General features: G+C 36.4%; 29 protein-coding genes and 1 pseudogene. 8 read left to right on the forward strand and 22 right to left on the reverse strand.

The window, feature by feature from the left end:
- Positions 1–50: 50 nt before the first annotated feature.
- Complete coding sequence (locus B5P40_RS11555; RefSeq protein ID WP_002167723.1) at positions 51–569, forward strand: DUF309 domain-containing protein; 519 nt, start codon at positions 51–53, stop codon at positions 567–569.
- A 20-nt stretch (positions 570–589) separates the two neighbouring features.
- On the opposite strand, the gene ribT is transcribed toward B5P40_RS11555, so the two are convergent.
- Both ribT and B5P40_RS11565 read right to left on the reverse strand, forming a co-directional pair.
- On the reverse strand, positions 590–958 hold the full coding sequence (gene ribT / locus B5P40_RS11560; protein ID WP_000908403.1) for a GNAT family N-acetyltransferase RibT: 369 nt from the start codon (positions 956–958) through the stop codon (positions 590–592).
- Positions 959–1,443: 485 nt separating this feature from the next.
- Positions 1,444–1,881: a peptidylprolyl isomerase gene (locus B5P40_RS11565; protein ID WP_000853785.1), complete on the reverse strand. Its 438-nt coding sequence runs from the start codon at positions 1,879–1,881 to the stop codon at positions 1,444–1,446.
- A 187-nt stretch (positions 1,882–2,068) separates the two neighbouring features.
- Between B5P40_RS11565 and B5P40_RS11570 the strand changes: the two genes are divergently transcribed.
- Positions 2,069–2,935 carry a DUF1002 domain-containing protein gene (locus tag B5P40_RS11570; RefSeq protein WP_113709263.1) on the forward strand — a complete coding sequence of 289 codons (867 nt, stop codon included), beginning with the start codon at positions 2,069–2,071 and terminating at the stop codon, positions 2,933–2,935.
- A gap of 31 nt (positions 2,936–2,966) precedes the next feature.
- On the opposite strand, the gene B5P40_RS11575 is transcribed toward B5P40_RS11570, so the two are convergent.
- The 14 genes and pseudogenes from B5P40_RS11575 to dacF all read right to left on the reverse strand — a co-directional run bounded on the left by B5P40_RS11575 (position 2,967) and on the right by dacF (position 13,580).
- Positions 2,967–3,770, reverse strand: coding sequence for a Cof-type HAD-IIB family hydrolase (locus B5P40_RS11575; RefSeq protein ID WP_002067045.1), 804 nt, complete (start codon positions 3,768–3,770; stop codon positions 2,967–2,969).
- 95 nt (positions 3,771–3,865) lie between these two features.
- Positions 3,866–5,338, reverse strand: a complete 1,473-nt coding sequence (spoVAF, locus tag B5P40_RS11580; protein ID WP_002128950.1) for a spore germination protein SpoVAF — start codon at positions 5,336–5,338, stop codon at positions 3,866–3,868.
- On the reverse strand, positions 5,325–5,894 hold the full coding sequence (gene spoVAEA / locus B5P40_RS11585) for a stage V sporulation protein SpoVABEA (protein ID WP_002088445.1): 570 nt from the start codon (positions 5,892–5,894) through the stop codon (positions 5,325–5,327). Before spoVAEA ends, spoVAF begins: the two co-directional genes overlap by 14 nt.
- A 5-nt stretch (positions 5,895–5,899) precedes the next feature.
- Positions 5,900–6,250, reverse strand: coding sequence for a stage V sporulation protein AE (spoVAE, locus tag B5P40_RS11590; protein ID WP_002014916.1), 351 nt, complete (start codon positions 6,248–6,250; stop codon positions 5,900–5,902).
- 3 nt (positions 6,251–6,253) lie between these two features.
- On the reverse strand, positions 6,254–7,270 hold the full coding sequence (spoVAD, locus tag B5P40_RS11595; RefSeq protein WP_002128952.1) for a stage V sporulation protein AD: 1,017 nt from the start codon (positions 7,268–7,270) through the stop codon (positions 6,254–6,256).
- Positions 7,271–7,283: 13 nt separating this feature from the next.
- A complete protein-coding gene (gene spoVAC / locus B5P40_RS11600; protein WP_002128953.1) occupies positions 7,284–7,742 on the reverse strand; it encodes a stage V sporulation protein AC in 459 nt (152 codons plus the stop codon).
- Positions 7,743–7,754: 12 nt separating this feature from the next.
- Positions 7,755–8,171 carry a stage V sporulation protein SpoVAB gene (gene spoVAB, locus B5P40_RS11605; protein ID WP_016092269.1) on the reverse strand — a complete coding sequence of 139 codons (417 nt, stop codon included), beginning with the start codon at positions 8,169–8,171 and terminating at the stop codon, positions 7,755–7,757.
- Positions 8,164–8,784 (reverse strand): annotated as a pseudogene (locus B5P40_RS11610) (stage V sporulation protein AA). Before B5P40_RS11610 ends, spoVAB begins: the two are co-directional and overlap by 8 nt.
- A gap of 115 nt (positions 8,785–8,899) precedes the next feature.
- Complete coding sequence (locus B5P40_RS11615; protein ID WP_000016829.1) at positions 8,900–8,998, reverse strand: methionine/alanine import family NSS transporter small subunit; 99 nt, start codon at positions 8,996–8,998, stop codon at positions 8,900–8,902.
- Positions 8,998–10,524 (reverse strand): sodium-dependent transporter, encoded by a 1,527-nt coding sequence (locus tag B5P40_RS11620; RefSeq protein ID WP_002143036.1) that lies wholly within the window; start codon positions 10,522–10,524, stop codon positions 8,998–9,000. Before B5P40_RS11620 ends, B5P40_RS11615 begins: the two co-directional genes overlap by 1 nt.
- Positions 10,525–10,661: 137 nt before the next feature.
- A complete protein-coding gene (gene sigF / locus B5P40_RS11625; protein WP_002014922.1) occupies positions 10,662–11,420 on the reverse strand; it encodes an RNA polymerase sporulation sigma factor SigF in 759 nt (252 codons plus the stop codon).
- Between the two features lie 12 nt (positions 11,421–11,432).
- Complete coding sequence (gene spoIIAB / locus B5P40_RS11630) at positions 11,433–11,873, reverse strand: anti-sigma F factor (RefSeq protein WP_001243400.1); 441 nt, start codon at positions 11,871–11,873, stop codon at positions 11,433–11,435.
- Positions 11,874–12,224 (reverse strand): anti-sigma F factor antagonist, encoded by a 351-nt coding sequence (spoIIAA, locus tag B5P40_RS11635; RefSeq protein ID WP_002128957.1) that lies wholly within the window; start codon positions 12,222–12,224, stop codon positions 11,874–11,876.
- A 165-nt stretch (positions 12,225–12,389) separates the two neighbouring features.
- Entirely contained in the window at positions 12,390–13,580 is a 1,191-nt protein-coding gene (gene dacF, locus B5P40_RS11640) for a serine-type D-Ala-D-Ala carboxypeptidase DacF (protein WP_002088461.1), read from the reverse strand.
- 166 nt (positions 13,581–13,746) lie between these two features.
- On the opposite strand from dacF, the gene B5P40_RS11645 reads away from it, so the two are divergent.
- From B5P40_RS11645 to B5P40_RS11660, 4 genes are read left to right on the forward strand one after another with little or no spacing between them, the layout of a single operon-like run.
- Positions 13,747–14,166, forward strand: a complete 420-nt coding sequence (locus B5P40_RS11645; protein WP_002033900.1) for a GntR family transcriptional regulator — start codon at positions 13,747–13,749, stop codon at positions 14,164–14,166.
- Complete coding sequence (locus B5P40_RS11650; protein WP_002128958.1) at positions 14,132–15,013, forward strand: ABC transporter ATP-binding protein; 882 nt, start codon at positions 14,132–14,134, stop codon at positions 15,011–15,013. Before B5P40_RS11645 ends, B5P40_RS11650 begins: the two co-directional genes overlap by 35 nt.
- Positions 15,003–16,064, forward strand: a complete 1,062-nt coding sequence (locus tag B5P40_RS11655; protein ID WP_002128959.1) for an ABC transporter permease subunit — start codon at positions 15,003–15,005, stop codon at positions 16,062–16,064. Before B5P40_RS11650 ends, B5P40_RS11655 begins: the two co-directional genes overlap by 11 nt.
- Positions 16,065–16,076: 12 nt before the next feature.
- Positions 16,077–17,141 carry an ABC transporter permease subunit gene (locus B5P40_RS11660; RefSeq protein ID WP_113709264.1) on the forward strand — a complete coding sequence of 355 codons (1,065 nt, stop codon included), beginning with the start codon at positions 16,077–16,079 and terminating at the stop codon, positions 17,139–17,141.
- Between the two features lie 24 nt (positions 17,142–17,165).
- Here the strand turns inward: B5P40_RS11660 and B5P40_RS11665 are convergent, their stop codons facing one another.
- Complete coding sequence (locus B5P40_RS11665) at positions 17,166–17,711, reverse strand: hypothetical protein (RefSeq protein ID WP_002167720.1); 546 nt, start codon at positions 17,709–17,711, stop codon at positions 17,166–17,168.
- A 100-nt stretch (positions 17,712–17,811) separates the two neighbouring features.
- Positions 17,812–18,231 carry a MarR family winged helix-turn-helix transcriptional regulator gene (locus B5P40_RS11670; protein WP_002088468.1) on the reverse strand — a complete coding sequence of 140 codons (420 nt, stop codon included), beginning with the start codon at positions 18,229–18,231 and terminating at the stop codon, positions 17,812–17,814.
- Positions 18,232–18,391: 160 nt separating this feature from the next.
- Between B5P40_RS11670 and B5P40_RS11675 the strand changes: the two genes are divergently transcribed.
- Both B5P40_RS11675 and B5P40_RS11680 read left to right on the forward strand, forming a co-directional pair.
- Complete coding sequence (locus tag B5P40_RS11675; protein ID WP_002033894.1) at positions 18,392–19,063, forward strand: SIMPL domain-containing protein; 672 nt, start codon at positions 18,392–18,394, stop codon at positions 19,061–19,063.
- Between the two features lie 134 nt (positions 19,064–19,197).
- Positions 19,198–20,487: an NCS2 family permease gene (locus B5P40_RS11680; RefSeq protein ID WP_002143039.1), complete on the forward strand. Its 1,290-nt coding sequence runs from the start codon at positions 19,198–19,200 to the stop codon at positions 20,485–20,487.
- A gap of 33 nt (positions 20,488–20,520) precedes the next feature.
- On the opposite strand, the gene corA is transcribed toward B5P40_RS11680, so the two are convergent.
- From corA to deoB, 4 genes are all read right to left on the reverse strand, one after another.
- The gene (corA, locus tag B5P40_RS11685; RefSeq protein WP_002067031.1) at positions 20,521–21,483 is read right to left on the reverse strand and encodes a magnesium/cobalt transporter CorA; all 963 of its coding nucleotides are present in this window, start codon (positions 21,481–21,483) and stop codon (positions 20,521–20,523) included.
- Between the two features lie 209 nt (positions 21,484–21,692).
- Positions 21,693–22,997, reverse strand: a complete 1,305-nt coding sequence (locus B5P40_RS11690; protein WP_002067030.1) for a pyrimidine-nucleoside phosphorylase — start codon at positions 22,995–22,997, stop codon at positions 21,693–21,695.
- A gap of 7 nt (positions 22,998–23,004) precedes the next feature.
- The gene (locus tag B5P40_RS11695; protein ID WP_001078443.1) at positions 23,005–23,826 is read right to left on the reverse strand and encodes a purine-nucleoside phosphorylase; all 822 of its coding nucleotides are present in this window, start codon (positions 23,824–23,826) and stop codon (positions 23,005–23,007) included.
- A gap of 12 nt (positions 23,827–23,838) precedes the next feature.
- A complete protein-coding gene (deoB, locus tag B5P40_RS11700; RefSeq protein WP_002014935.1) occupies positions 23,839–25,023 on the reverse strand; it encodes a phosphopentomutase in 1,185 nt (394 codons plus the stop codon).
- Between the last annotated feature and the right edge of the window lie 116 nt (positions 25,024–25,139).

Here is a 25,139-nt window from a genome sequence, read left to right on the forward strand (position 1 = left end):
ATATTTCTATGATAAACTGTACATATAACCGTTAGACAGGAGCGAATAAAATGTATCCTACCGAGTACATACAATTTTTAATTCATTTTCACGGAGACTATGATTATTTTGAATGTCATGAAATATTAGAAGAGTATTGGAAATTAAAACCTAGAGGAGAACGCGACAATTACTTAGTCGGTCTCATTCAAATTGCTGTTTCCTTATACCATCACAGACGATCCAACTGGAATGGTGCAGAGAAGATGATAAAAAGCGCAATAGCACTTTTAGAAAAGAACAGTACATCTTTACATCAATTAGGAATAGATCATAAACAACTTATGTTCTTATTAAATGAAAGATTACACTCTATCCACAAAAAGGAAATTTTTGCGCCGTTATTTTTACCATTGTTAGACGTATCGTTAGAAAAACAATGCATACAGTTATGTAAGAAACAAAACCTCTCTTGGAAAGATGTGAACGTCATTCCTGGTGAATACATCATAAGTAAGCACACATTGCGTGATCGAACAGAAGTCATTTCTGAGCGACACGAGCAACTACAAAAAAGAAAGCAGAGATAATAAACTACTTATCCCTGCTTTCATGAATGTATATTTTGTTCAAGCTCTTTACACTTTTTGCAAAAACTTGCTGTTTGCTCATTTCCGCAAATTGTAAACTCAAGAAATTTACTCTTAAGCTCTTGAACCATCTTCGTCCCAATCCCCATATGACGGTGAGACGGATTCACGCTCAAATGCTGAATTTCCAATACCTGATCTTCTTTTTTTATAATCCCCATTATCCCAACAAAATCTTCATTTTGTTTCCACAAATACAATTGCCAATCCTCTTTCGCCTCATACTCTTTCATTGTCAATTGTAATGTTTTCACATCTTTTTCAGTTGGCATAAATGAAAGAAGCCCCATTGCAATTTTTTCATAACTTTTTTTAAAACGAATTAACATAACCCTTATCCCTTCTTACAAAAGTTACAAACTATTTATCCCCTCAATCACTCTTTTCATATCACATTCATTCTACAATATTTTTACCAGAGTGAGAAGGGGCTGAAATAACTTGATAATCATACAAAGCGTTAAGAAGAAAGTCAAATATATGTTTCCACGCTATTTCTTTCTATTACACCGCTCAAAAAAGAGACAATACTATATAGGAACTAAAAGGAAAATCCCTTTCTCATCACATTTCACTTATTAACCACTTTTGAACAAAGTAGTTCTACCAAAAGCAATATGTTAAGAGAAATACATTTATTGAAGCATATAATTCGTACTCTATCCTATGTATTTTGTTAAAAGTGTGTTCTCATGAACAATATAATTTAACGTTAGTAGCCGTCCTATTTGTGTCATATACTTTGAAATATATACCAATTCCTGTTTATAGGAAATAAAAAAAGAGAGCAAAATCGCTCTCCTTTTCTCGTAACTTATTCTTCCCAAACTTTAACTTCTTTCATTACATCGCCTTGACGCATGTTTAATACTGTTTCAATACCGCTTGTTGCTTTACCGAATACAGTATGTACGCCATCTAAATGCGGTTGTGGCTCATGAACAACAAAGAATTGGCTACCACCTGTATTACGGCCAGCATGTGCCATAGAAAGTGAGCCAACAAGATGTCTATGCGGATTTCCATCAGTTTCACATGGGATAGAGTAACCTGGGCCACCTGCTCCTGTGCCTGTTGGGTCTCCACCTTGGCTTACGAATCCAGGAATAACGCGGTGGAATGTCACACCATCATAAAATCCTTGCTCTGCTAATTTTTTAAAGTTTTCTACTGTTTTTGGTGCCTCTTCTGGGAAAAATTCTAAATCGATTTTTTCGCCATTTTCCATTAATATGTATCCTAAAGTTTTCATATGTATATGTCTCCTTTCAACTATCTCAGCACTATATTACCATATTCATGACGAGAAACAAAAAGAATCCGACAATCTGCATACTTCTTTTTTGAAATGTGGAAGAAGCTAGGTGACAAATAAGAAAAATATACTATAATAACTGTGTTGCCCGAAAATTTCAGAAAGAGAAAGGGAGCGATTTTTCGTGAAAGCGAAATTACTAGCTCTGCTATTAGCTGTAGCCGTATTTATTATGCCAACAGCTTCATTTGCAGACATCATTGAGGGAGAATCAATTGTTACACTAGGAGAAAACTTATCTGAACAACAAAAACAAGAGCTGTTAAAAGAAATGAAAGCACCAAAAGATGCTACAATCATCACTGTGTCTAATGCGGAAGAACATAAATTTCTAGAAGGAATTGTTCCAAAAGCACAAATTGGTACAAGAGCAATTTCCTCTTCTATGATTACATACACAAAACCAGGATCTGGTCTCATTGTACGCTCAAAAAACATTAATTCGATAACAGATGCAATGTACACAAATGCACTTATTACAGCAGGTGTGAAAGATGCAGAGATTCAAATTACTGCACCATTTAAAGTTTCAGGAACTGCTGCTTTAACAGGTTTAATGAAGGCCTATGAAACAACATCAAACAAAGCCATTCCTGAAGAAGTAAAAAAAGTAGCCAATGAAGAAATGGTACAAACAGCACAACTTGGTGATAAAATCGGCGAAGAAAAAGCAGTTCAACTTTTTGCAAAAATTAAAGAAGAAATTGCAAAAGAACAGCCAAAAACAACTGAAGATTTACGTTCATTAATTAAAAAAATTGCTGATCAACTTGGCATTACATTAACAGATGAACAGTTGGATAACTTAGTATCGTTATTTGATAAAATGAAAAATCTTAATATCGATTGGAACCAAGTTGGTAGCCAATTAGAGAAAGCAAAAGACCATGTGTCTGCCTTCTTAGGATCTGAAGAAGGGCAAAGTTTCCTAGATAAAGTAAAAGATTTCTTCTCTAGTATCATTGATTTCGTTAAATCTTTATTCAAGTAAAAAAGAAGCTCGCCAGTGACGAGCTTCTTTTTTATACAAGTAACGGTAATTTCATAATAGCTTCTTCAACCGAACGGACAACATGATTTGCTTTCTCCTTCACATACGGATGAGCATGATGGAGGGTGAAGGAGTGCGGGGTTACTTCAAACATAGAAATATCATTGAAAGAATCTCCAATACATGCAACTTCATTTGCTTCAATTTGTAAATGTTCCATTAATCGCTTCAGAGCGCTTCCTTTACTTACACCTCTTGGCATAATGTCAACATATCGCTTACCCGATATAAAGACTTCCGCTTCGCTATGAAATGTATCTCTCAACTCTTGATCTAATGCTACAATTTTTTCTTCTTCGCCAAAAACAAATAATTTCGCAGGATGTACAGTCTTCCCAAATTCCTCTTCTAACTCTTCGATTTCAGCAATATGCACTCCCATATACTCTTCAAAAGTATGGTGATGTTCATTCTTCCTTTTTGTATATCGCTGCTCATTTGCACAAACAATATCTGCTAGTCCCTTTTTATGTATATATCGATATATTTCCTGGGCAACCCCATCTTCAAAACTCGATTCATGAAATACTTTTCCATCCGGTAGTATCATTGTCGCTCCATTTAAACTAGTTGTGTAATACGGGAACGAAAACCGTTTTACCGCCTCATCAATTCGGTGAGTAAAACGGCCAGAGGCAAAACAAATATTTGTCCCGTTTTCAGCTAGCCAACAAAGCGCTCGTTCATCTTCTTTTTGCATATCATTCATATTGTAAACGAGTGTATCATCTAAATCACTTACAAATAGTTTAATCATGTCCTCTTCCCCTTCCATACACAATATCTACTCTAATTGTACAAAAAAAATGTTTGATTTTTGTTAAAAAAAGAATAAATTTTCAATAAAAAATAAGCGGAGCATAATCCCGCTTATTTTTGTCTTCGCACATTTTGAGGTCTTACAATACTTGGACGAACCTTTAAACTAGACATAGTTGGACGAAGTAAAATTTTCGTTAACGCGCCCCAATCAAACGGTAAAAACGGCCATAAATACGGTGTTTGCAAGCTTTTTATAGATGTTAAAAATAGAATCAATATCGTCATTCCAATGACAAATCCCATTTCATGAAATATGCCTGTTAAAATAATGACAAACAATTTTCCAATCTTATTCCCAAGCCCTAACTCATAACTTGGCGTAGCGTATGCTCCAATCATAGAAACTGCTACGTACAAAATAACTTCTGGTACAAACAAGCCTACATCAATTGCAATTTGACCAATTAATATGGCAGAAATTAATCCTGCTGCCGACGACAATGATGTCGGTGTATGAATGGCGGCCATTCTTAAAAATTCGAGTCCGACTTCCGCCATCAAAATTTGTAATAAAATCGGTAAATGCGTCATCTTATTTGGTCCAATGAAAGCAAGACTTTCCGGTAAAAGAGTCGGATCAAAAACAAAAACTAGCCAAAATGGCAGTAAGAATAGCGAAAATATAACACCTAAAAAACGTACCCAACGTAAAAATGTACCTACAGCTGGATTTTGTCTAAACTCTTCTGCATGCTGTAAGTGGTGAAAATATGTTGTTGGAGTGATCATAGCACTTGGTGATGTATCAACGAGTACTAACACATGTCCTTCTAACAGATGATTTGCTGCTACATCTGGTCTCTCTGTGTATCGGATAAGCGGGAATGGATTATAACCTTGTTTCACTACAAATTCTTCTACCGTTTTATCCGCCATCGTAATCCCATCTACTTCAATATTATTTAATTCTTGTTTTATAATCTTCACTAAATCCGGATTTGCAACATCTTGAACGTATGTAATACAAATATCCGTTTGCGATCTATCCCCTACTCGAATCATTTCATTTCGAAGACGTGGATCGCGTATTCTTCTACGAATTAACGCTGTATTTACAACGATATTTTCAACAAAGCCATCCCTTGCACCACGCACTACCTTTTCTGTATCTGGTTCTGTCGGTGTCCGGCCCGGATAACTACGAACATCTATTGCGAACGCTTCAGTTTCACCTTCCACAAATATAACAATGAGTCCTGATAATACTTGGAGCATTACATCATCCATCGTTTTTACTTTACTTACTTGTTGATGAATTAAACGATTCTCTAAAAGCTTTACTGTATCTTCTTCTACATCCCTTATTTCATTTGTATCCACCGCTTCTTCTAAAATAGGGATAATATAATTCGTATCACAAAGTCCATTTACAAATAACACACCAATTTCTTTATTTAAAATTTGAAATTTACGAATACCAACATCGTATGTAACACCAAGTCCAACTGTTTGCTTTAAATAATTTTCATTATCACTTAAAAAAGATGAAATCGGGATATTCACTTTTTTAGGCTTCGTCATAAAACCCACTCCTTTCCAAAATTAATTGAATCGCTTTTCTAGTAATAGGTGATCCTCTCTCCCATTCATCATTTCCGCACATCTTGCCAATATCACCGACCCCCACTATGACAGGAACATTCAGACCATCTAAACAATAAATCGTATCCCCACTAATCCTGCCAATTTCACCATCTGGGAGTCCAAATTTATCAACGCCATATTCTGTCAAATTCCCATTCCGATCTACACTTACATCTACACGCGCCCATTCCCAATGATGTGTATTAGATGCTACTGCTAAAATACCGAGTACATCAACTTGTTTATGTGTTGCGACATACTTTAACGCCTTTTCACCAGATCCTTCTCCTATAAATCCGCTGTCATCAAACATGACAAATACAGGGTCATATGGCGTTTGCATAATAAGCTCAACAACTTTCTTCCCTGTCAATTTGGTCGGATTACTTTGCGATGCTGAAATACACCTCCCCCCAAATTCCTTTGTTAACAGCTCAATTGTCCGCTTTGCATATTCATCTCCATCTGTGACCAAAACAACCCTTCGTCTCATTTGATTTATCCTTTCGGTTTACATATAAGTGCAACAAAAAATGAAAATAATATCGCTGCTGAAATCCCCGCAGACGTTAAGCTAAACATACCGATTCCAATTCCTAAATATCCATGTTTTTCTGCCGCATGCATTGCCCCGTGCAATAGTGAGTGTCCAAAACTTGTAATAGGGACTGTTGCCCCAGCACCTGCAAATTTTATAAGCTTATCGTACAATCCGAATCCGTCTAAAATAGCTCCGGCGACTACAAAAGTTGCCATTAAATGTGCCGGTGTTAACTTTGCGAAATCTAGCAACACTTGTCCAATTACACAAATAGCTCCTCCTACAAGAAATGCATATATAAAATCCACAATTCACTCTCCTTTAACGCTTTCAAACACAACACCATGCGCAATCGTTGGAATCGTTTCCTTCTGTTGTATCATCATGGGGCTTAATAGAGCTCCAGTTGCAACAACAAAAATTCTTTGTAAATTCCCTTTTTGCATTTCACTCAATAAATGGCCGTATGTTACAACAGCTGAACAAGCACAACCACTGCCCCCTGCAAACACTTCTTCTTGATTTGAATTGTAAATCATTAATCCACAATCATTGTATACATTCCCCAAATCATACCCTTCCTCAAGTAAAAGTTGTTTCGCAATTGGTGTCCCAACAGCCGATAAATCACCAGTAACAATAAGATCATAATCAGCTGCACTTCTTCTCAAATCTTCAAAATGTTGTTGAATTGTATGAGCAGCAGCTGGTGCCATCGCTGATCCCATATCTAAAGGATTAGCAATTCCTAAATCTTGCACTTTACCAATTGTTGCTGCTGTTATTTTAATTGCACTCTCCTCATTGCTAATTAATATTGACCCTGCTCCGGTAACAGTTGAGTTTGCTGTCCCTGGCTTTTGTCCTCCGTATTCTGTTGGGGAACGAAATTGTCTTTCAGCCGTCGCATTATGACTACTTACTGTAGCTAAAATACGATTCGCAAATCCACCATCTATAAAAGCTGATCCAATCGCCAAAGTTTCCATTGACGTCGCACAAGCGCTGAACATCCCTAAAAAAGGAATACCATACTCACGAGCAACATAATTTGCTGTCACTGTTTGGTTTAATAAATCTCCCGCTAAAAAGAAATCAATTTGCGATTTTTTTATATTCCCTTTTTGCATCGCTTGTTGAATTGAGTCTGACATTAACCTTCGTTCAGCAAGTTCCCAGTTTTCCTCTCCACAATGTAAGTCAGAATATGAAATATCAAAATCCTTTCCAAGAGGGCCTTCAGCTTCTTTCGGACCGACAGCAGTACCAGTTGCATTCACGAAGATATCATTTTGAAATACCCACGTTTGTTTTCCTGTCAATCTCATACCCACCCCTCCTTTAAGACATTAAAATTTGAAATGTATATCTTATTAACCCGATAATGTATGCACCGACGACTCCAAATACAATGACACTTCCTGCAAGCTTAAACATGTTAGTAGCGATTCCTAGAACAATCCCTTCACTCCTATGCTCTAGTGCGGCACTCGCCATAGAATTCGCAAATCCAGTAACTGGTACTGCTGATCCCGCTCCAGAAAACTGCCCGATTTTATCATATACGCCACACCCTGTTAAAATCGCTGATAGTAAAACAAGAGTTGCAACTGTAGGGTTTCCTGCCTCTTTCTCACTAAAGTGAAAGTAATGTATATAAAATTTCATCAACACTTCTCCCACCGTACAAATGAGTCCACCAACAAGAAATGCCTTCACACAATTTATGAAATAGTTCGGTTTTGGATGGTACTCCTTCACTTTATTTATGTAATCGTCCTTCAATTTTCGCCCTGCCATATATGTTGCCTCCTACTTTACGAAATAAATCCAGTGAAACAACGAGCCTATTACTTTCCCAAGTACAAGAGCAACGAGTAAAACAATAATTTTCTCCTCTACCCTTACTCGTTTCGCTAAAATAGGTAAAACGTTTAACACTTCCGTTAACGCCGCAGCGAGCATTCCAATGAATGTGCCACAAAATATCCCTAATATAACGAGCCAATATTGTGACGTTTGAAATGTAATATTTTTCAAACTACACCAAGCCCCTGTTAAAGTACCTGCAATGACCGCCCACTCAAAGTATTGAATATGCTTTCCACTTCTCGTTAATTGAGCTAAACGAGGGATTATACCAAGTACAGCTAAAAACGCGACATATCCGCTACCTACTGCAATCCCTCCAGCTAAGCCAATTAATACAACAAATGCACACTCAATCATCAGCAATCTGTTTCATATTATCCTTGTTTTCGTGAACAATTACATATTGATCAAGCGACTGCTGATATTGAAACATCTCAACTTCTAACGGGCTCGGCTCTTCATTAATTCTCTTTTGAAATACATGATTAAAAAATAAGACCATACCTAATCAAAGACCTAATGAATAAGGAATTTGAAATAAGAGTGGTTGCGCCTTAAATTCTCCAGTAATCATGTAATATAACCGTTGGTGTACTTGTTGCATACTTACATCCTCATGGAAATAAATGATCGCAAGGGCCGCTCCAATGAAAAGTAACAACCATACAAGTCCGAAGAAAACCGGATGCACTTTCTTTTTTTCGTATATAATTTCAACAAGAGTTTGTCCAGAACCAAGTAAATTAATTTGTATGTGAGCCGCTTTTTGTTGAATAATCTCAATCACTTTCATAACATCAATTACAACATGTGTTTTATCATGCGCTGTTATTTTGTAGACTATTTCATTTTGTAACAACTCAACTACAAAAGAATCTCCGGCAAGTTGAGCAACATCGCTCAGCTTTACTTCATACGTAGGAGACACTTTTAAGCGATTGCGCATTTTAATATAAATCGTTTGTTCCAATTTTCATTCACCCCTTCACTCTTCCTCGTAGTTGTAGTATGGTTATTGGAATTTTTTCTAATACAATTTTTTCATAAAAAAACATCTGTACCATTTCGGTACAGATGTTTTTAGCTTATGCCTTTTTCTTAAATAAATTTGCAATACTTAATGCAAGTCCTCCCCAAATGACTACCATACCTATAACCATCATCATAATCGCTGATCCACTCATCATGAAACACCTCGGTCCTTCCATTCTTTTTCAAGCTGGACAGAGTCTGAATGTATTTGTGCATTCCATTTTTTCAGACCAATAACTAACGCGACTAGAAGGAATGCTGCCGCTATCGACCAACCATACGTTACAACAAACTCTGTTGGATAACCTCCGTAGTTCTTTTTAATGTTTTGGATTGTACCATCAATTAACATATACCCTAACATAAGTGGAGTAATAACGAGTAAACTCACTCTCCAAAACGTTCCTAACTTTATATCAGATACAAAGTTTGCATGATTTTGATAAACTGGTAAACGGCGCAAGATTAGTCCTATTGTAACTACTTCAACGAGTGCAATTGTAATCAATCCAAAATTGTTAGCGAAGTAATCAACAACATCTAGGAACATAAGTCCACCACGTGTTGCAAAAACAAGAGAAACTAATACTAATAGCGTTCCCATAATTCCAATCGTCTTTTGACGACTCAAGCTGAATTTTTCAGATACAGCGGCAAAGCATACTTCTGCAAGTGAAATGAGTGATGTAATTCCAGCAACAGTTAGAGATAAGAAGAATAATACACCAAATAACGGCGACATCGGTAACTCATTAATAATTTGCGGGAATACTACAAATGCAAGTCCTACACCAGCACTAGCTACTTTATCAACCGGTACCCCCATGTTATTCGCCATAAATCCAAGAGCTGCAAAGACACCAATACCTGCCAATAATTCAAATCCTGAATTTGCAAATCCTGTAATAAAAGCATTATTTGTTGTATCTGAGTTTTTCGGTAAATAACTAGAATACGTAATCATAATTCCGAATGCTAAAGATAAACTAAAGAAAATTTGACCGTAAGCAGCAAGCCATACTTTCCCATCAAAAATACGACTCCAATCTGGTTTAAAAAATGCATCTAGCCCCTGCATCGCCCCTTCCATCGTCACTGCACGAACAACGATAATAAGGAACATAACAACTAGTAAAGGAATAAAAATACGGTTAACAACTTCGATTCCTTTTTTAACTCCTTTAAACGCAACACCAAGCACAATAATCCAAACGAGAGCTAACGGAATTAATACTTCTGGTACGAGCCCCCCGAATTGTCCTGGCTTATCTGCAACATGTAAATATTCTTTAAATAAAAATGATTGCGTGTCTTTCCCCCATGCTCCAGTAATTGCAAAGTACGTATACGAAATAGACCAAGCAATGATTACGGCGTAATATGTTGAAACAATAAATGTCACACACATTTGCCACCATCCAATAAATTCAGCACGTCGATGAATACGGAAGAATGTAAGTGGCGCCGAACCACGATGACGATGCCCAAGAGCAAACTCGAAAGCTAACAATGAAATACCAGTCGTTAATAATGCAAATAAGTACGGTAAAAAGAATGCGCCTCCCCCGTTTTCATACGCTGTATAAGGAAAACGCCATATATTCCCTAGTCCAACAGCGGAACCGATTGCTGCAAAAATAAATCCAGCCCTCGTTCCCCATTGTTGCCTCGTTTCCATGTTTCCTTCCCCCTTTGTGACAAGTTCATACTTGGATTATAGTTTAAATTAACTAAATTATCAATAAATTCTGTAAATTTCAGCGATAGTTGGAATCTTCTCCTTTTCGTGACAATAAAAAAAAATCGAATAGATAGCTATTCATCTATTCGATCTTTCATCTGTTTTAATATTTTCTTTTCAAGTCTTGAAACTTGTACTTGCGAAATGCCTATTCGCTCCGCTACTTCTGATTGGGTTTGGTCTTTATAATAGCGCAAATACACAATTAGCCTTTCTCGTTCATCCAATTCTCTAATTGCTTCTTTTAAAGCAATTTTATCAAACCATTTCGTTTCCGATTGATCTGCAATTTGATCTAAAATAGTAATTGGATCTCCGTCGTTTTCATACACAGTTTCATGTATCGACGAAGGAGCACGACTCGCTTCTTGCGCCAGAACAACTTCTTCCGGCGTTAGTTCAAGAGCCTGTGCTACCTCATTAATCGTTGGAGCCCTTCCAAATTCTTTCGAAAGCTCGTCTCTCATCTTTCGGACTTTGTTTCCTGTTTCTTTTAAAGATCTACTTACTTTCACTGATCCATCGTCACGTAAAAATCGTTGTATTTCACCGATAATCATTGGAACTGCATATGTTGAAAATTTCACGTCGAAAGATAAATCAAATTTATCTACCGATTTTAAGAGTCCAATACATCCAATTTGAAATAAATCGTCTGGTTCGTATCCTCGATTAAGAAATCGCTGTACAACCGACCATACGAGACGCATATTACTTTGAACGATTGTATCTCTCGCTTGTTGATCTCCATCTTGACTTTTTTGAATTAACGCTTTTAGCTCGTGGTCCTTTAACTGAGGTTTCTTCTTCTCATTTCTGACCTCTATGTCCATTGGCTATTCTCCTTAATTGCATAGAGCGTTACTATTTGATAAGTATTTTGTCAAATGGATTGTTGTCCCGAAAGATTCGTTTGAAATAACTTCTACTTCATCCATAAAATTTTCCATGATAGTAAATCCCATTCCGGAACGCTCTAATTCAGGTTTAGTTGTAAAAAGGGGTTGTCTTGCTTCATCTAAGTTAAAGATACCAATCCCTTCATCTCGAATCGTGAGTTTCACCATCGCTTCTTCCAAAATCACTGAAATATAAACAACACCTTCTGCATTTCCTTCATACCCATGAATAATTGCATTTGTAACCGCTTCTGACACAACTGTTTTAATCTCTGTTAGTTCTTCCATCGTCGGGTCTAATTGCGCAATAAAAGCAGCTACCGTAACACGAGCGAATGATTCATTCTGACTTAACGCTGAAAATTGAAGGTTCATTTCATTTCTCATCTACGCCACCCCCAACGTCGCGAGCGCATGCGCTTCACTTTCTTCTAAACGAACAATTTTGAATAGACCTGACATTTCAAATAAACGTTTAACGGGCGGTGAAATTGCACAGACAACCATCTCTCCACCTAATCCCTTTACATGTTTATATCGGCCTAATATAACGCCTAAACCAGAACTATCCATAAATGTTAAGTTCTCTAGGCTCAAAATAATATGATGAACACCATGTGTCTCAATCATATCTGTGACTTTCGTTCGCAACTCTTCAGCAGTATGATGATCTAACTCGCCCTCTAGCCTCACACATAAGACGTCACGTTTTACTTCTAAATGCATGGAAAGACTCACACGATTTCCTCCTTATGCTCAAACTTTACTCATTAACATAAGATTTTCGTGATATAAAATCAGAATCCTTCCTACTGACAAAAGAAGAACTATTTCGTCATAAAGTGAAACCTTTCAGCAATTATTTCAGTAAATACGAACAGAAAAACATCAAAATTCCCGCCGCTATTTTGATGTTGAAAACATCCCAAAACTTCTTTTAAATAACTCCCACCAGCTCGCTGCCTCAACATCTTCTTTCGCTACAATTGTTTGTTTTAATAAAACATCTTTATCTCTTTTAATAACAAGTGTGCCAAGTGCATCACCTTTTTTAATCGGTGCCTTCACTTTCTTTTCAGCAATCACTTCTTGTTTAACTTTGTCCATATTTTCGCCCTTCTTCATAAGAAGAGACACATTGTCTGACGCAACTAAATCTACTTTTTCTTCCTTACCTTTTCCTACTTGTACAGTCTTAATTTTCTCACCACGTGTATATAATTTCTTTGTCATGTATTGTCCAAATGCATAATCAAGAAGCTTCGTTACTTGATTGTTCCGCTCTTTTGATGTAGGTGCTCCCATTACAACTGAAATAACACGCATACCATTTTTCTCAGCCGATGCCGTTAAACAATATTTCGCTTCTGTCGTAAAGCCTGTTTTCACTCCATCTACTCCAGGATAAAAACGTACTAGCTTATTCGTATTAACAAGCCAAAACTTCTTATCCGTATTTTCACGTAAATAGTCTTCATATTTACCTGTGTATTTTCGAATAAGTGGATACTTCATCAACTCTTTCGCCATAATAGCCATATCATTCGCTGTAGAATAATGATCTTTCGCTGGAAGACCTGTCGGATTTTGAAAATGTGTATTTTTCAATCCTAGATCTTTCGCTTTTTTGTTCATCATATTTACGAAACCTTCTTCTGAACCAGCGATATGCTCAGCTACTGCAACCGATGCATCATTTCCAGATGCAATTGCAATGCCCTTTAACATTTCATTTACAGTCATCTCTTCCCCAGGTTCTAGAAAAATTTGTGATCCGCCCATTGAAGCTGCGTGTTCACTCGCTCTAACTTTATCGTTTAGTTTTAGTTTTCCTTTTTCAACTTGTTCCATAATTAATAGCATTGTCATAATCTTTGTCATACTAGCAGGTGGTAACTTTTCATTCGGATTTTTATCAAACAAAACTTTACCTGTATCTTGCTCAATTACGATCGCTGACGACGCTTGTTCCGCTAACTTCGGCGTGGTTTCTTCTGTTTTTTCCTGCTTCGTTTTCTCAGATTGTGCGAAACTAACTGAAGTACCAGAAAGCAATAACATGAAACAAACAAGTATTCCAAAAACTCGCTTCATGACTAACCCTCCATTCTATATCAAACTTATTTTTTCCAATTTATACATTTTTAATACCATATTTTTCTATTATTTTCAGTTGACAAATAAATTCCTTGCCTATATTGTATTAAGTGTATTACACGTAGTAGTACACTTAATACTCATAAGGAAGGAGACATTGCTCTTGCATATTCAACTTGATCCAAGAAGCAACACTCCGATATGGGAACAAATTGTTCAAAATATAAAAGAGCTCGTACTAAAAAATATGTTAGCTCCAAGTGATAAACTTCCTTCTGTACGCGAGCTTGCTTCTTTGCTCGTTATAAATCCAAATACAGTAAGTAAAGCTTATCAAGAATTAGAGCGACAAGGGATTATTGAAACATTACGAGGAAAAGGAACATTTGTAGCCCAATCGATTACCCCAACATTAGACGAAAGGAAAATCGCTATGGTTGAAAAGCAATTTCATCAATTATTACTAGAAGCCTCTTATCTTGGGATTACGAAAGATAAAATTCACGATTGGATAGATTCATACTATAAAGAGATTGGAGGAAATACAGATGTTGAAAGTGACAAACTTGAAGAAAACAATTGATAACCAAACGATTTTAGACGATGTTTCTTTCACATTACAAAAAGGTAGTATCGTCGGATTGCTCGGAAGAAACGGTGCGGGGAAAACAACTTTATTACGAACGATGGTCGGCATTTTAGACCCCGATGAAGGAACTGTTACATATGAGAATACAGATGTTCATATGCATCCTGAAATTAAACAAAAAGTTGTATACGTTCCAGACTCTACTAACATACTGAACGGATATACAGTAAAAGAAATCGTAAAGTTTTATAAAGCGGTTTATACAGCATTTGATGAACAATATTTTTATGAAATATTAGAACGTTTTAATTTACCAAACAAACGTATTCGTAGTTACTCAAAAGGAATGAAAGCACTGCTTGCGATCATTTTAGCTTTCGCTGCAAAAGCAGAATATGTCATTTTAGATGAACCGACAAACGGACTTGATCCTATCGTCAAAAGACAGATTCTACAATTTCTCGTTGAAGAAGTGGCAGAAAAAGAAATTACAATTTTCATCTCCACTCACCATTTAGATGAAGTTGAAAAAATTGCCGATACAATCATTATTTTAAAAGGACATACAGTAGATTCTATTACATCACTAGATGATGCAAAATCACGATTTGCCAAAATACAAGTTGCTTATGAACGTTCATTACCTCAAAAACTAGAAAACTTAAGCAATATTAAAATATTAAACCAAACAGGAAAAGTATATACAATCTTAATTGAGGAAAATGTGGCTACAACACTGGAGAAGTTTTATAAAGAGCAACCAATACTCATTGAAGAATTATCAATGTCACTTGAAGATGTCTTCGTTACGACACTTGAGGAGGATGGGTATGTTTCATAAGGCGTTGTGGATGTGGAATTGGAAACGCGGGAAATATGCTGTACTACTGTTCTTCTTTTATACTCTTTATCTTCTATCTTTCGGATACTATAAAGCAGCTCAGCAACAACTTGCTAATTATTATAAATTACATGAAAAGGGAACGTTCTATTATGATTATGTTTTTTCGTCAAATACAGGTAATAGTTTTTCGATAACTATTCTTATTATTTCTATTGCTTGTCTATTAATAGGATGGGAACGTAGCAACCAGTCTAATGCACTACTTATGACAATGCCATTTAAAAGAAAAGATGTTTTCTTATCTAAATGGGCTTTCGGTTCATTCTGGATTGTGGGGTCTCTTCTTGTAAACTGGATTGTTATGTACTTTATTTATAGAACAACAATTCATTTGGATTATCAATCATTCGAACCATTTCATCGATACTTTCTTTATGCAATTGTTTCATATGTTGCAGTATATACAGCTGCATTATGTATTGGTGCCTTTACTGGAAGCGTTGTTTCACAAATCGTTTTTTGTATTCCTTGGTTACTAATGGGTCTTACATTTATTTCATTACTATACAATTTTACAATAAATCATTTAGATGCTCAGAATAATAGAAATTCTTCCTTATATGAAAGTCTTTCTGAAATAAATAATAAAACAAATATAGTTGCACCAATATATAATTTTTCTATTTATTACGATTATGATCCAAAATCACGTGAAAAAGAAAACGATTCAACCACTTTAAGAGATCCAGCATCTTATAGGTACTATTCGGCTAAATCCATGTTAGTCCCTATTTTCTATACAATATTTTACTTAATACTTGGCACATATTTATACAAACGTTCTCCAAATGAAAATAGTCAAAAGATATTTATTTTCCAAAAACATTTACGAATATGGATATGGGGGACAACCATTTATTTTGCATTACTAGGTGGCTATAAAATAAATCAATTTAATTTCTTACTTAACTATTACATCAGTTTGCTTCTCGCTGGAATCATTACTTATGTTGTACTATCACGTCTAACAAATTATAAAGTTTTTTAAAGGAGGGGGCCTATGTTTCAAAAAGCACTATGGCTAAGAACATATCAACAAAGTAAATATGTTGTGTGGTTGTTTTGGTTCGTTAGCTTCTATACTTTATCATATAAATACTATATGGCTTCTATTCAACAGCTATACTTTCTAAAAGAAAATAAACAGTGGAACTATGTATATCATTACCACTTTGATTTAACACTTATAGACCCTGTCATAATATTAGGTAGTGTACTTATCGTTCTAGCCTGCACATTAATCGGATGGGAAAGACAAAATAACTCTAGTGACTTGTTGTGGTCTATGCCCTTTAAACGTTCACACCTCTATATAACAAAGTGGTTGTTTGGAATCTGCAACATTGCAGCAATCATCGTATTAAACTGGGGACTATTCGCCATTATGAAAAAAACAACTTTTCATAATAAGTATCAAGTATTTTCCCCATTTCATTCTTATTTTATATACATGTTAATTGTATTAATTGCTATTTATACACTTGCTTTATGTATAGGAACAATTACTGGGAATATTCTCTCGCAGGGACTTCTCACTGCAGCTATATTCATGTTTCCATTGTTATTTCCATCCCTTATCTCAGCAGTCATCGCTGTTCACTCGAATACTGACTTTCATGAGGACAATGGCAATATGCATCGTGTTATGGAAAACATACGCATTTCAGGTCCAGCAGAAGATTTTCATATTAGATTTGATTATAATCCGCAAAATGCCTATACCGATCCTGATGGAGTGCGTCATAATGAACCAAACTTTACAAAAATTCCTTCAGTAAAAACATTGATTGGACCTATTGTAAATATAATTATTTTATTACCACTCGGTATATATTTATATGTTCGTTCAGTCAATGAGCGGAATGGTAGTTTCTTACTATATCCAAAGCTTCAAAAAACATTTATGGTCTGCGCTATTTTCTGTATTGGAATTAGCGGTGGTTTAATAATTGGTGGGACCCATTCGTTGCTTAATTTTTACATTGGTTTGTTCGGAACAAGCATAATTAGCTATTTTCTTCTATCTAAAATATTGAGATTGAAGGTCTCTTGGAATTTCAAATAAAATAACCTCCTCACTAAGAGGAGGTTATTTTACATTCTCTCTCCTATCCCCATACACCATCTCTTCTTTCATCCCAAACCCATCACCGTTTTGCACAATTTGCTCTGTCGGCGCGACTACACTTTCAGCAATTTTCCATTCGCCGCGCTCTTTCACAAATACTTGCAGAAAATAGTTCATGCCATTTAATTGATACGCATTTTCTTTTTTCACATTATAGTGCACCGCAATGTAGTGCACTTGAATATTTTCTTTCCCTGCTTTTGATACGTATTGCGATAATCTTGGAATGTACATTGATGCTTTCTTAAATGGTAATTGCTTCGCTTTAACGAGCGATGAACTTGTTACATTACGCAAAGTGTCCTGATTACGAACATTATCGCTATGATGAAATAATACTGCGTTTTGCATAGAACGAACCCATAATTTCGAATACAAGACGGTATTCTCATTCTCAATGTACTTCACTTCTTTTTGCACCACTTGGATAGGGGTATCGGCGTACATGAATGTATGAAAGCAGAAGAAACTTCCAAGTAAAATGGTAAGTGCAGCAATATATTTCATAATCTTTCCTCCGATCTGTTTAATTAAAGTATCGGAGTTTCAAAATATTTTTATTCAAAAGAAAAAGGATAGGAAAGCTCTCGCTTCCTATCCTCATTTATTATAATACGCGGCCAAATAGTTCTAAAACCATTTCTATCTCTTGGTCGCTCCAACCTTTAAATTTCTCTTTATAATATTCTTTACGCACAGCTTCAAGCTTTTCAGTTACTTCTCGTCCGTTTTCAGTAATTTCTAAGTATACGATACGACGGTCCGAATTTGAACGTTTTCTTTCAACAAACCCTTTTCGCACGAGACGATCTGTTACAGCTGTAATATGACTGGAGGTTACGTTTACTTCACTCGCAATTTGCGAAGCCATCTGTGGACTTTTTAAAAATAACGCACGTAATACAGAGAATTCGTTATATGGCATATGCTCTGAAAAACGTGTATTAATATCATTTTGTAATAAACGTATCATCTTTCGAAATGATGCAGATAAATCTAAAATCAGTGTTTCTCTATTTTCGTTCACTAGCCTCGTCCCTTTTTTATCATATTTACACATATTATAATCTATAAATACCTATATTGTATATGCTTTCTTCCCTCAACATTCTCATTTATGTAACTTTTTTCATAAGATTTTCTTTTTTGTTCACACATATACATATAAAAAAGGATGGTGAGCATAAATGCAAAGTGGAATGAATCCGTATTTACATAATATCCGTACGACAAATACTGGTAAAGAAGCTACTATTACTGTACAAGGAGAAGGCATTATAAAGGCAAAACCAAATGTTGTCATATTAACACTGGGCATTCGAACAGATAGTAAAAATGTAAAACAGGCGCAAGAAGAAAATGCAGTGCAATCGAAACAATTGCTTGATGCACTCAAACAGCTAGGTATTGCCGATAAAGATATAGAAACCATTTCTTATACAATTACTCCTCAATACGAATATGTAAATGATAAAGCATTACTACAAGGCTACCGTGTGGAGCATTTGTATGAAATTACCGTTTTAAATGTGCAAAAAGCAGGGGAAGTATATGATATAGCCGTTACAAATGGTGCAAACGTAGCAAAAGGATTACGTTTTCGAATATCTCATCCAAATAAATATTATGAGCAAGCTCTCATTCAAGCTCTGCAACAAGCAGTAGACAAAGCTCGTACAATTGCGAGTACCTACAATTTAAATATTAATCCTGTTCCCCTCTCACTCGTTGAAGAATCTGCCCAATTACCACGGGAGATCTCATCATATGCTACTTTGCATGCGCAAGCAGCTCCGCCCATTCAATCAGGAGAACTAGAAATCATTTCATCTATCCGGGCAATTTTTACGTATTTATAAATAAACTCATTTATAAGTAACCGTTATCATTTTCGTTGTTGTAAAAACATGATGTTCTGATATAATAAAGGACGGTGAGCTCTTACATAAGAGATATCACGGGTGGGAGAGGGATATGAAAAAGAAGGTTTAACATGAAAGGAATACTTGAAAGAACATTTAAATTAGACTTACACCAAACATCACCAAAACAAGAAGTTTTAGCTGGAGTCACGTCATTTTTCACAATTGTTTATATTATGATTGTAAATGCGTCAATCTTATCAGATGCCGGCATTCCTCTTGAGGCAGGAATTTTGGCAACTGTTTTTAGTTCATTTGTCGGATGTCTACTCATGGCATTTTGGGCAAATGCACCTGCTATTCTTGTCCCTGGTATGGGTGTAAATGCATTCTTCACGTACACTGCTGTGCATACGCTCGGTTTAACTTGGCAAGAAGCATTGGCAGCTGTTTTTATCGCCGGTATTATTTTTACAATTGCTGCTTTTACACCGATTGCTCGCGTGCTTTCGGTATCGATTCCAAAGTCATTAAAGGAAGCGATCACTGTCGGTATCGGGTTGTTTTTAGCTTTCATCGGCTTGCAAAAAGGTGGTTTAGTCGTTTCGCATCCTAATACTGCTGTTGCAATGGGAAAATTAAGTAGTCCTGTCGTTCTTGCCACACTACTTACTCTTATTGTCGCACTTGTACTATTTGCGCGTAACGTACGTGGAAGCTTTTTATGGACGATTGCAATTGGAACTGGTATTGCATGGCTGTTTGGCCTTGTTGATACGAGTCAAATGGGAAATAGTTCGTTTTCATTCGCTAATTATGGCGATGTGTTTGGAGCTATGTCATTTGGGAAACTTTCTTCCTTGCCATTTTGGATTGCAACATTCTCCTTAAGCATGGTGCTTATTTTTGAGAACATGGGACTTTTACATGGTTTATTAGAAGATGATCGTAAATTCCCACGTGCTTACCAAGCAAATGCAATTTCAGCAATGACATGTGGTCTATTTGGCACAAGCCCTACCGTTTCAACAGTAGAGAGTGCCGCAGGTATTACTGCAGGCGGAAAGACAGGTCTGACGTCTATCGTTACAGGGTTGTTATTCTTCGCATCACTGTTTGCGCTTCCGTTTGTCAAAATAATTCCTGACAGTGCCATTGCACCAATCTTAATTATTATTGGCGGGCTGATGATTACAAGCATTCAACAAATTCCTCTGAACGACTTTTCAGAAGGATTTCCAGCGTTTTTAATTATCGTTATGATCCCGCTCACATATAGTATCGCTGATGGCATTGCGTTCGGATTTATTGCTTATCCTATCTTGAAAGTTGCACTTGGAAAGCGTAAAGAAGTCGCACCGTCCATGTATATTATTACATGCTTATTCTTAGCCATGTTCGTATTACACGCTATTGGCTAAGAAAAAAACACCGAGGAAATCCTCGGTGTTTTTTTACTTAAACCAACCTTTTTTATAAAACCAAGCCATCATTCCGCCGCCAATTAATGCCATTAAAATTAAGCAAATAAAATAACTATACTTCCCGCCAAGCTCTGGCATATGTGCGAAGTTCATGCCGTATACCCCTGCAATAAATGTTAACGGCATGAAAATAGTTGAGAAAACAGTTAATGTTTTCATAATATTGTTCATATGGTGGGAATTCAACGAAAAGTAACTATCTCGAATATCTGCTGTTAATTCACGGCTCGCTTCAATCATCTCTGTCAGTTTAAGCAAATGATCATGTATATCTTTAAAATAAATTTCATGATCGCTTATACCGTAAAAACGTGTTGAATTTAATATACGATACAATAAATCACGCATCGGAATAATCGTACGCCTTAGCTTAGATAAATCTGCACGAATATCAAATACTTCTTCTAGCACACTTCCTGCTGTCTCACCCGTTAAATTATCATCAATTGCATTTAAATGGTCTTCGATGTAATAAACAGGTGCGAAATAATCATCTACAATTTGGTCAATAATTGTATGTGCTACATGCAAAGGACTCTTCTTAATACGTTTCTTTTCACCGAGCGTTTTCCATACTCTTTCAATCGCATTATTATGAGAGAAATGGAAAGAGACTATATATCGATCACTAATAAATAAATCGATTTCATGCGGTTCTAATCCGTCTTCTCCGAATGCATGAAGAACTAAAAAGTTATATCCATCATAAAAATCTACCTTTGGTCTCTGTACATACTCTACACAATCTTCAATTGCAAGGGGATGGAACTTGAAGTGATCTTGTAAAATATATGTATACTCCTCTTTCGTTGGCTTATATAAATCAAGCCAATACCATATGATGTTCTCTTTTTTCGTTTCTTCTAGCGAAACATCATATAAAACTTCATTTTTTTTCGTTATTGCACAAATTCTAATCATAATTTCACCCATTACTATTATAAACAAAAAATAGTAAAAAAAGCCAAGGAGAAATCTCCTCAGCTTTTTTTATCCCGCTATTTGCGGGCAGTAAGACCCCTACCTCAAAATTCAGCGAAAGCAAAGAAGTTAGGTCTGGGTCGGGCTGCCCGTAAATGCCCGATTGGTGAAGGCTAATAATCAGTGGGGATAAAGCCCCCACTGATTAAAGTTTCACTTTATTACTTCGTTACAATACCGTGTACTAAAGTTGGTGCATCTACGTGATCTTTAGCGATTTTCATGTTCTCATAAATTTTCGCTTTTACGTCTTCAACATTTTCGCGGTTTGCGTAAATTGTAACAAGAGAGTCACCTTTTTTCACGCTATCGCCTACTTTTTTGCGAAGCATTAGACCAACTGCTAAATCAATTTCAGACTCTTTCGTTGCACGCCCTGCTCCTAAAAGCATTGCTGCTGTTCCGATTTCATCTGCAACGATTTCCGATACGTAACCGTCTTCTTTCGCTTCCACTTCAATTTTAAATTGTGCTTGTGGCAATTTAGAAGGATCATCAACAACAGATGCATCGCCGCCTTGCGCGGATAAGAACGTTTTAAATGATTCTAGCGCTTTACCATTGTTCATTACTTCAATTAACTTTTCACGTGCATCTTCTAAAGATGAAGCTTGTCCAGCAAGGTACACCATCTGACTTCCAAGTGTTAAACATAACTCTTCTAAATCTTTCGGTCCCTTACCTTGTAATGTATCAATTGCTTCTTGTACTTCTAATGCATTACCAATTGCTTCACCAAGCGGCTGACTCATATCAGAAATAACCGCCATCGTATTACGACCAACGTTATTACCGATGCGTACCATTGCTTCTGCTAAACGCTTTGCATCTTCATCCGTTTTCATAAACGCGCCTGCTCCAGTTTTTACATCAAGAACAATTGCATCTGCACCAGCAGCAATTTTCTTACTCATAATTGAGCTAGCGATAAGAGGAATTGAATTTACTGTTGCAGTTACATCACGAAGCGCATATAACTTTTTATCAGCAGGTGTTAAGTTTCCACTTTGACCAATAACAGCGATTTTATTTTCATTTACAAGACGCATGAATTCATCATTTTCAATTTCCACATGGAATCCTGGTACTGCTTCTAATTTATCAATTGTACCACCCGTATGTCCTAGACCTCGTCCAGACATTTTCGCAACTGGTACACCTAAAGCAGCTACTAATGGACCTAATACAAGTGTCGTTGTATCACCAACTCCACCCGTTGAATGCTTATCTACTTTTACCCCTTCAATGGCTGATAAGTCAATTGTATCACCGCTATTTACCATTGCCATCGTTAAATCTGCACGTTCTTGATCATTCATATCTTGGAAGAAAATTGCCATTGCAAGTGAACTCATTTGATAATCTGGAATACTACCATTTGTATATCCTTCAACGATAAAGTTAATTTCTTCTGTCGTTAATGCATGTCCATCACGTTTTTTTGCAATTAGGTCCACCATTCTCATTGTGAAGTCACCCCTTCATTTGTTTTACAATTGCTTTTACTAATGCTAAGAAATTAGCTTTAACACGTTCTGTCGTTTCAATTACTTCATCGTGGTGAAGTGGTTGATCTAAAATACCAGCTGCCATATTTGAAATACAAGAAATACCTAGTACTTTCATACCTGCATGACGAGCTACAATTACTTCTGGTACTGTTGACATACCAACTGCATCTCCGCCAAGTGTACGAAGCATACGAATTTCAGCAGGTGTTTCATATACAGGACCTGTCATTCCAACATATACACCTTCTTGTACTTTAATATTTAAATCTGCTGCAACTTGTTTCGCCATTTCGCGAAGTTCTGGCGTATATGATGTAGACATATCAGGGAAACGTACACCCATTTCAGAATCATTTGGTCCGATTAATGGGTTCGTACCCATGAAGTTAATATGGTCTGAAATTAACATAAGATCGCCTGGTTCAAATGATGTATTTACACCACCAGCTGCGTTCGTTACAACAACTGTTTCTACACCTAGTTCTTTCATAACACGAACTGGGAATGTTACTTTTTGCATATCGTATCCTTCATAGAAATGGAAACGTCCTTGCATTGCTACTACTGTTACACCTTGAAGTGTACCGAATACAAGTTGACCTGCATGTCCTTCTACAGTTGAAACTGGGAATTCAGGGATTTCACTGTATGGTACTGTTACTGCGTTCTCGATTTCATCTGCTAATACACCTAGTCCAGATCCAAGGATTAGTCCTACTTGTGGTGTCTCTTGAAATTTCTCTTTTAAGTATGAAGCTGATTTTGTAATTAGTTCACGATTCATCTGTTTATCCCCCTATTTCTTTAGCTCGTTTAAGAAGCTTGTTCCATGTTCTGGCATTTTAACATTAAAGTTTTCTGCTACAGTTGCACCAATATCAGCAAATGTTTGACGAAGTGATAACTCTTGTCCGCCTTCTTTCATGCTTGGGCTATATGCTAATAACGGTACATATTCACGTGTATGATCAGTACCAGGATGTACTGGATCATTACCATGGTCTGCTGTAATTAATAATAGATCATCTTCTTTTAGTTTTTCGAATACTTCTGGAAGACGTGCGTCATATTCTTGTAGAGCTTCTCCGTACCCTTGTGGGTCACGACGATGACCAAATAAGGCATCAAAGTCAACTAAGTTTAAGAAGCTAATACCTGTAAAGTCCATATTTAATGTATCTACAAGCTTGTCCATTCCATCCATATTTGATTTCGTACGAAGTGATTCAGTTACACCTTCTCCATCATAAATGTCAGCAATTTTACCAATAGCAATTACATCATAATCGCTATCTTTAAGTTCATTCATTACTGTGCGACCAAATGGTTTTAACGCATAGTCATGACGATTTGGTGTACGTGTGAAGTTTCCTGGCTCTCCAACGAACGGACGAGCAATAACACGCCCTACCATGTACTTCTCATCTAATGTTAATTCACGTGCGATTTTACAAATTTTATATAGCTCTTCAAGTGGTACTACTTCTTCATGAGCTGCGATCTGTAATACACTATCAGCAGAAGTGTAAACAATTAAAGAACCTGTTTCCATTTGTTCTTGACCAAGCTCAACAAGTACCTCAGTTCCAGAAGCTGGTTTATTACCGATAATTTTACGACCTGTCTTTTCTTCTAATTCATCAAGTAATTCTTTCGGGAATCCTTCAGGAAACACTTGGAATGGTGTATCAATGTAAAGGCCCATGATTTCCCAGTGACCTGTCATTGTATCTTTACCTGTAGATTTCTCTTGCATTTTTGTATAATATCCAAGCGGTTTCTCTACTTTAGAGATTCCTTTCATTTCACGAATATTACCAAGGCCTAATTTCACCATGTTTGGCATGTGTAATCCATTCATATGTTCAGCGATATGACCAATTGTATCAGAACCTAAATCACCAAACTGCTCAGCATCTGGTGCTTCACCGATTCCCACAGAGTCCATTACGACTAGGAAAATACGTTTATATTTATTCATAACTGCAACCTCCTATATGTTCAGTTCTACTTCTTGTAGTATGTTCAAAACGCTATAAAGTGAAACTGTTATCAATGGGAATTATCTTTCGTCCTCATTATCAAACAGTACTGCTT

Origin of the sequence: Bacillus sp. SRB_8 (assembly GCF_003264205.1) — a bacterium.
Lineage (GTDB): Bacteria > Bacillota > Bacilli > Bacillales > Bacillaceae_G > Bacillus_A > Bacillus_A mycoides.

Excerpts from the sequence above, each read along its gene's own strand:
- B5P40_RS11555 (WP_002167723.1), top strand. The coding sequence starts at position 51 with ATGTATCCTACCGAGTACATACAATTTTTAATTCATTTTCACGGAGAC.
- ribT (WP_000908403.1), bottom strand. The coding sequence starts at position 958 with ATGTTAATTCGTTTTAAAAAAAGTTATGAAAAAATTGCAATGGGGCTT.
- B5P40_RS11565 (WP_000853785.1), bottom strand. The coding sequence starts at position 1,881 with ATGAAAACTTTAGGATACATATTAATGGAAAATGGCGAAAAAATCGAT.
- B5P40_RS11575 (WP_002067045.1), bottom strand. The coding sequence starts at position 3,770 with ATGGAAGGGGAAGAGGACATGATTAAACTATTTGTAAGTGATTTAGAT.
- spoVAF (WP_002128950.1), bottom strand. The coding sequence starts at position 5,338 with ATGACGAAGCCTAAAAAAGTGAATATCCCGATTTCATCTTTTTTAAGT.
- spoVAEA (WP_002088445.1), bottom strand. The coding sequence starts at position 5,894 with ATGAGACGAAGGGTTGTTTTGGTCACAGATGGAGATGAATATGCAAAG.
- spoVAD (WP_002128952.1), bottom strand. The coding sequence starts at position 7,270 with ATGAGATTGACAGGAAAACAAACGTGGGTATTTCAAAATGATATCTTC.
- spoVAC (WP_002128953.1), bottom strand. The coding sequence starts at position 7,742 with ATGGCAGGGCGAAAATTGAAGGACGATTACATAAATAAAGTGAAGGAG.
- spoVAB (WP_016092269.1), bottom strand. The coding sequence starts at position 8,171 with ATGATTGAGTGTGCATTTGTTGTATTAATTGGCTTAGCTGGAGGGATT.
- B5P40_RS11615 (WP_000016829.1), bottom strand. The coding sequence starts at position 8,998 with ATGAGTGGATCAGCGATTATGATGATGGTTATAGGTATGGTAGTCATT.
- B5P40_RS11620 (WP_002143036.1), bottom strand. The coding sequence starts at position 10,524 with ATGGAAACGAGGCAACAATGGGGAACGAGGGCTGGATTTATTTTTGCA.
- sigF (WP_002014922.1), bottom strand. The coding sequence starts at position 11,420 with ATGGACATAGAGGTCAGAAATGAGAAGAAGAAACCTCAGTTAAAGGAC.
- spoIIAB (WP_001243400.1), bottom strand. The coding sequence starts at position 11,873 with ATGAGAAATGAAATGAACCTTCAATTTTCAGCGTTAAGTCAGAATGAA.
- dacF (WP_002088461.1), bottom strand. The coding sequence starts at position 13,580 with ATGAAGCGAGTTTTTGGAATACTTGTTTGTTTCATGTTATTGCTTTCT.
- B5P40_RS11650 (WP_002128958.1), top strand. The coding sequence starts at position 14,132 with ATGTTGAAAGTGACAAACTTGAAGAAAACAATTGATAACCAAACGATT.
- B5P40_RS11655 (WP_002128959.1), top strand. The coding sequence starts at position 15,003 with ATGTTTCATAAGGCGTTGTGGATGTGGAATTGGAAACGCGGGAAATAT.
- B5P40_RS11660 (WP_113709264.1), top strand. The coding sequence starts at position 16,077 with ATGTTTCAAAAAGCACTATGGCTAAGAACATATCAACAAAGTAAATAT.
- B5P40_RS11665 (WP_002167720.1), bottom strand. The coding sequence starts at position 17,711 with ATGAAATATATTGCTGCACTTACCATTTTACTTGGAAGTTTCTTCTGC.
- B5P40_RS11675 (WP_002033894.1), top strand. The coding sequence starts at position 18,392 with ATGCAAAGTGGAATGAATCCGTATTTACATAATATCCGTACGACAAAT.
- B5P40_RS11680 (WP_002143039.1), top strand. The coding sequence starts at position 19,198 with ATGAAAGGAATACTTGAAAGAACATTTAAATTAGACTTACACCAAACA.
- corA (WP_002067031.1), bottom strand. The coding sequence starts at position 21,483 with ATGGGTGAAATTATGATTAGAATTTGTGCAATAACGAAAAAAAATGAA.
- B5P40_RS11690 (WP_002067030.1), bottom strand. The coding sequence starts at position 22,997 with ATGAGAATGGTGGACCTAATTGCAAAAAAACGTGATGGACATGCATTA.
- B5P40_RS11695 (WP_001078443.1), bottom strand. The coding sequence starts at position 23,826 with ATGAATCGTGAACTAATTACAAAATCAGCTTCATACTTAAAAGAGAAA.
- deoB (WP_002014935.1), bottom strand. The coding sequence starts at position 25,023 with ATGAATAAATATAAACGTATTTTCCTAGTCGTAATGGACTCTGTGGGA.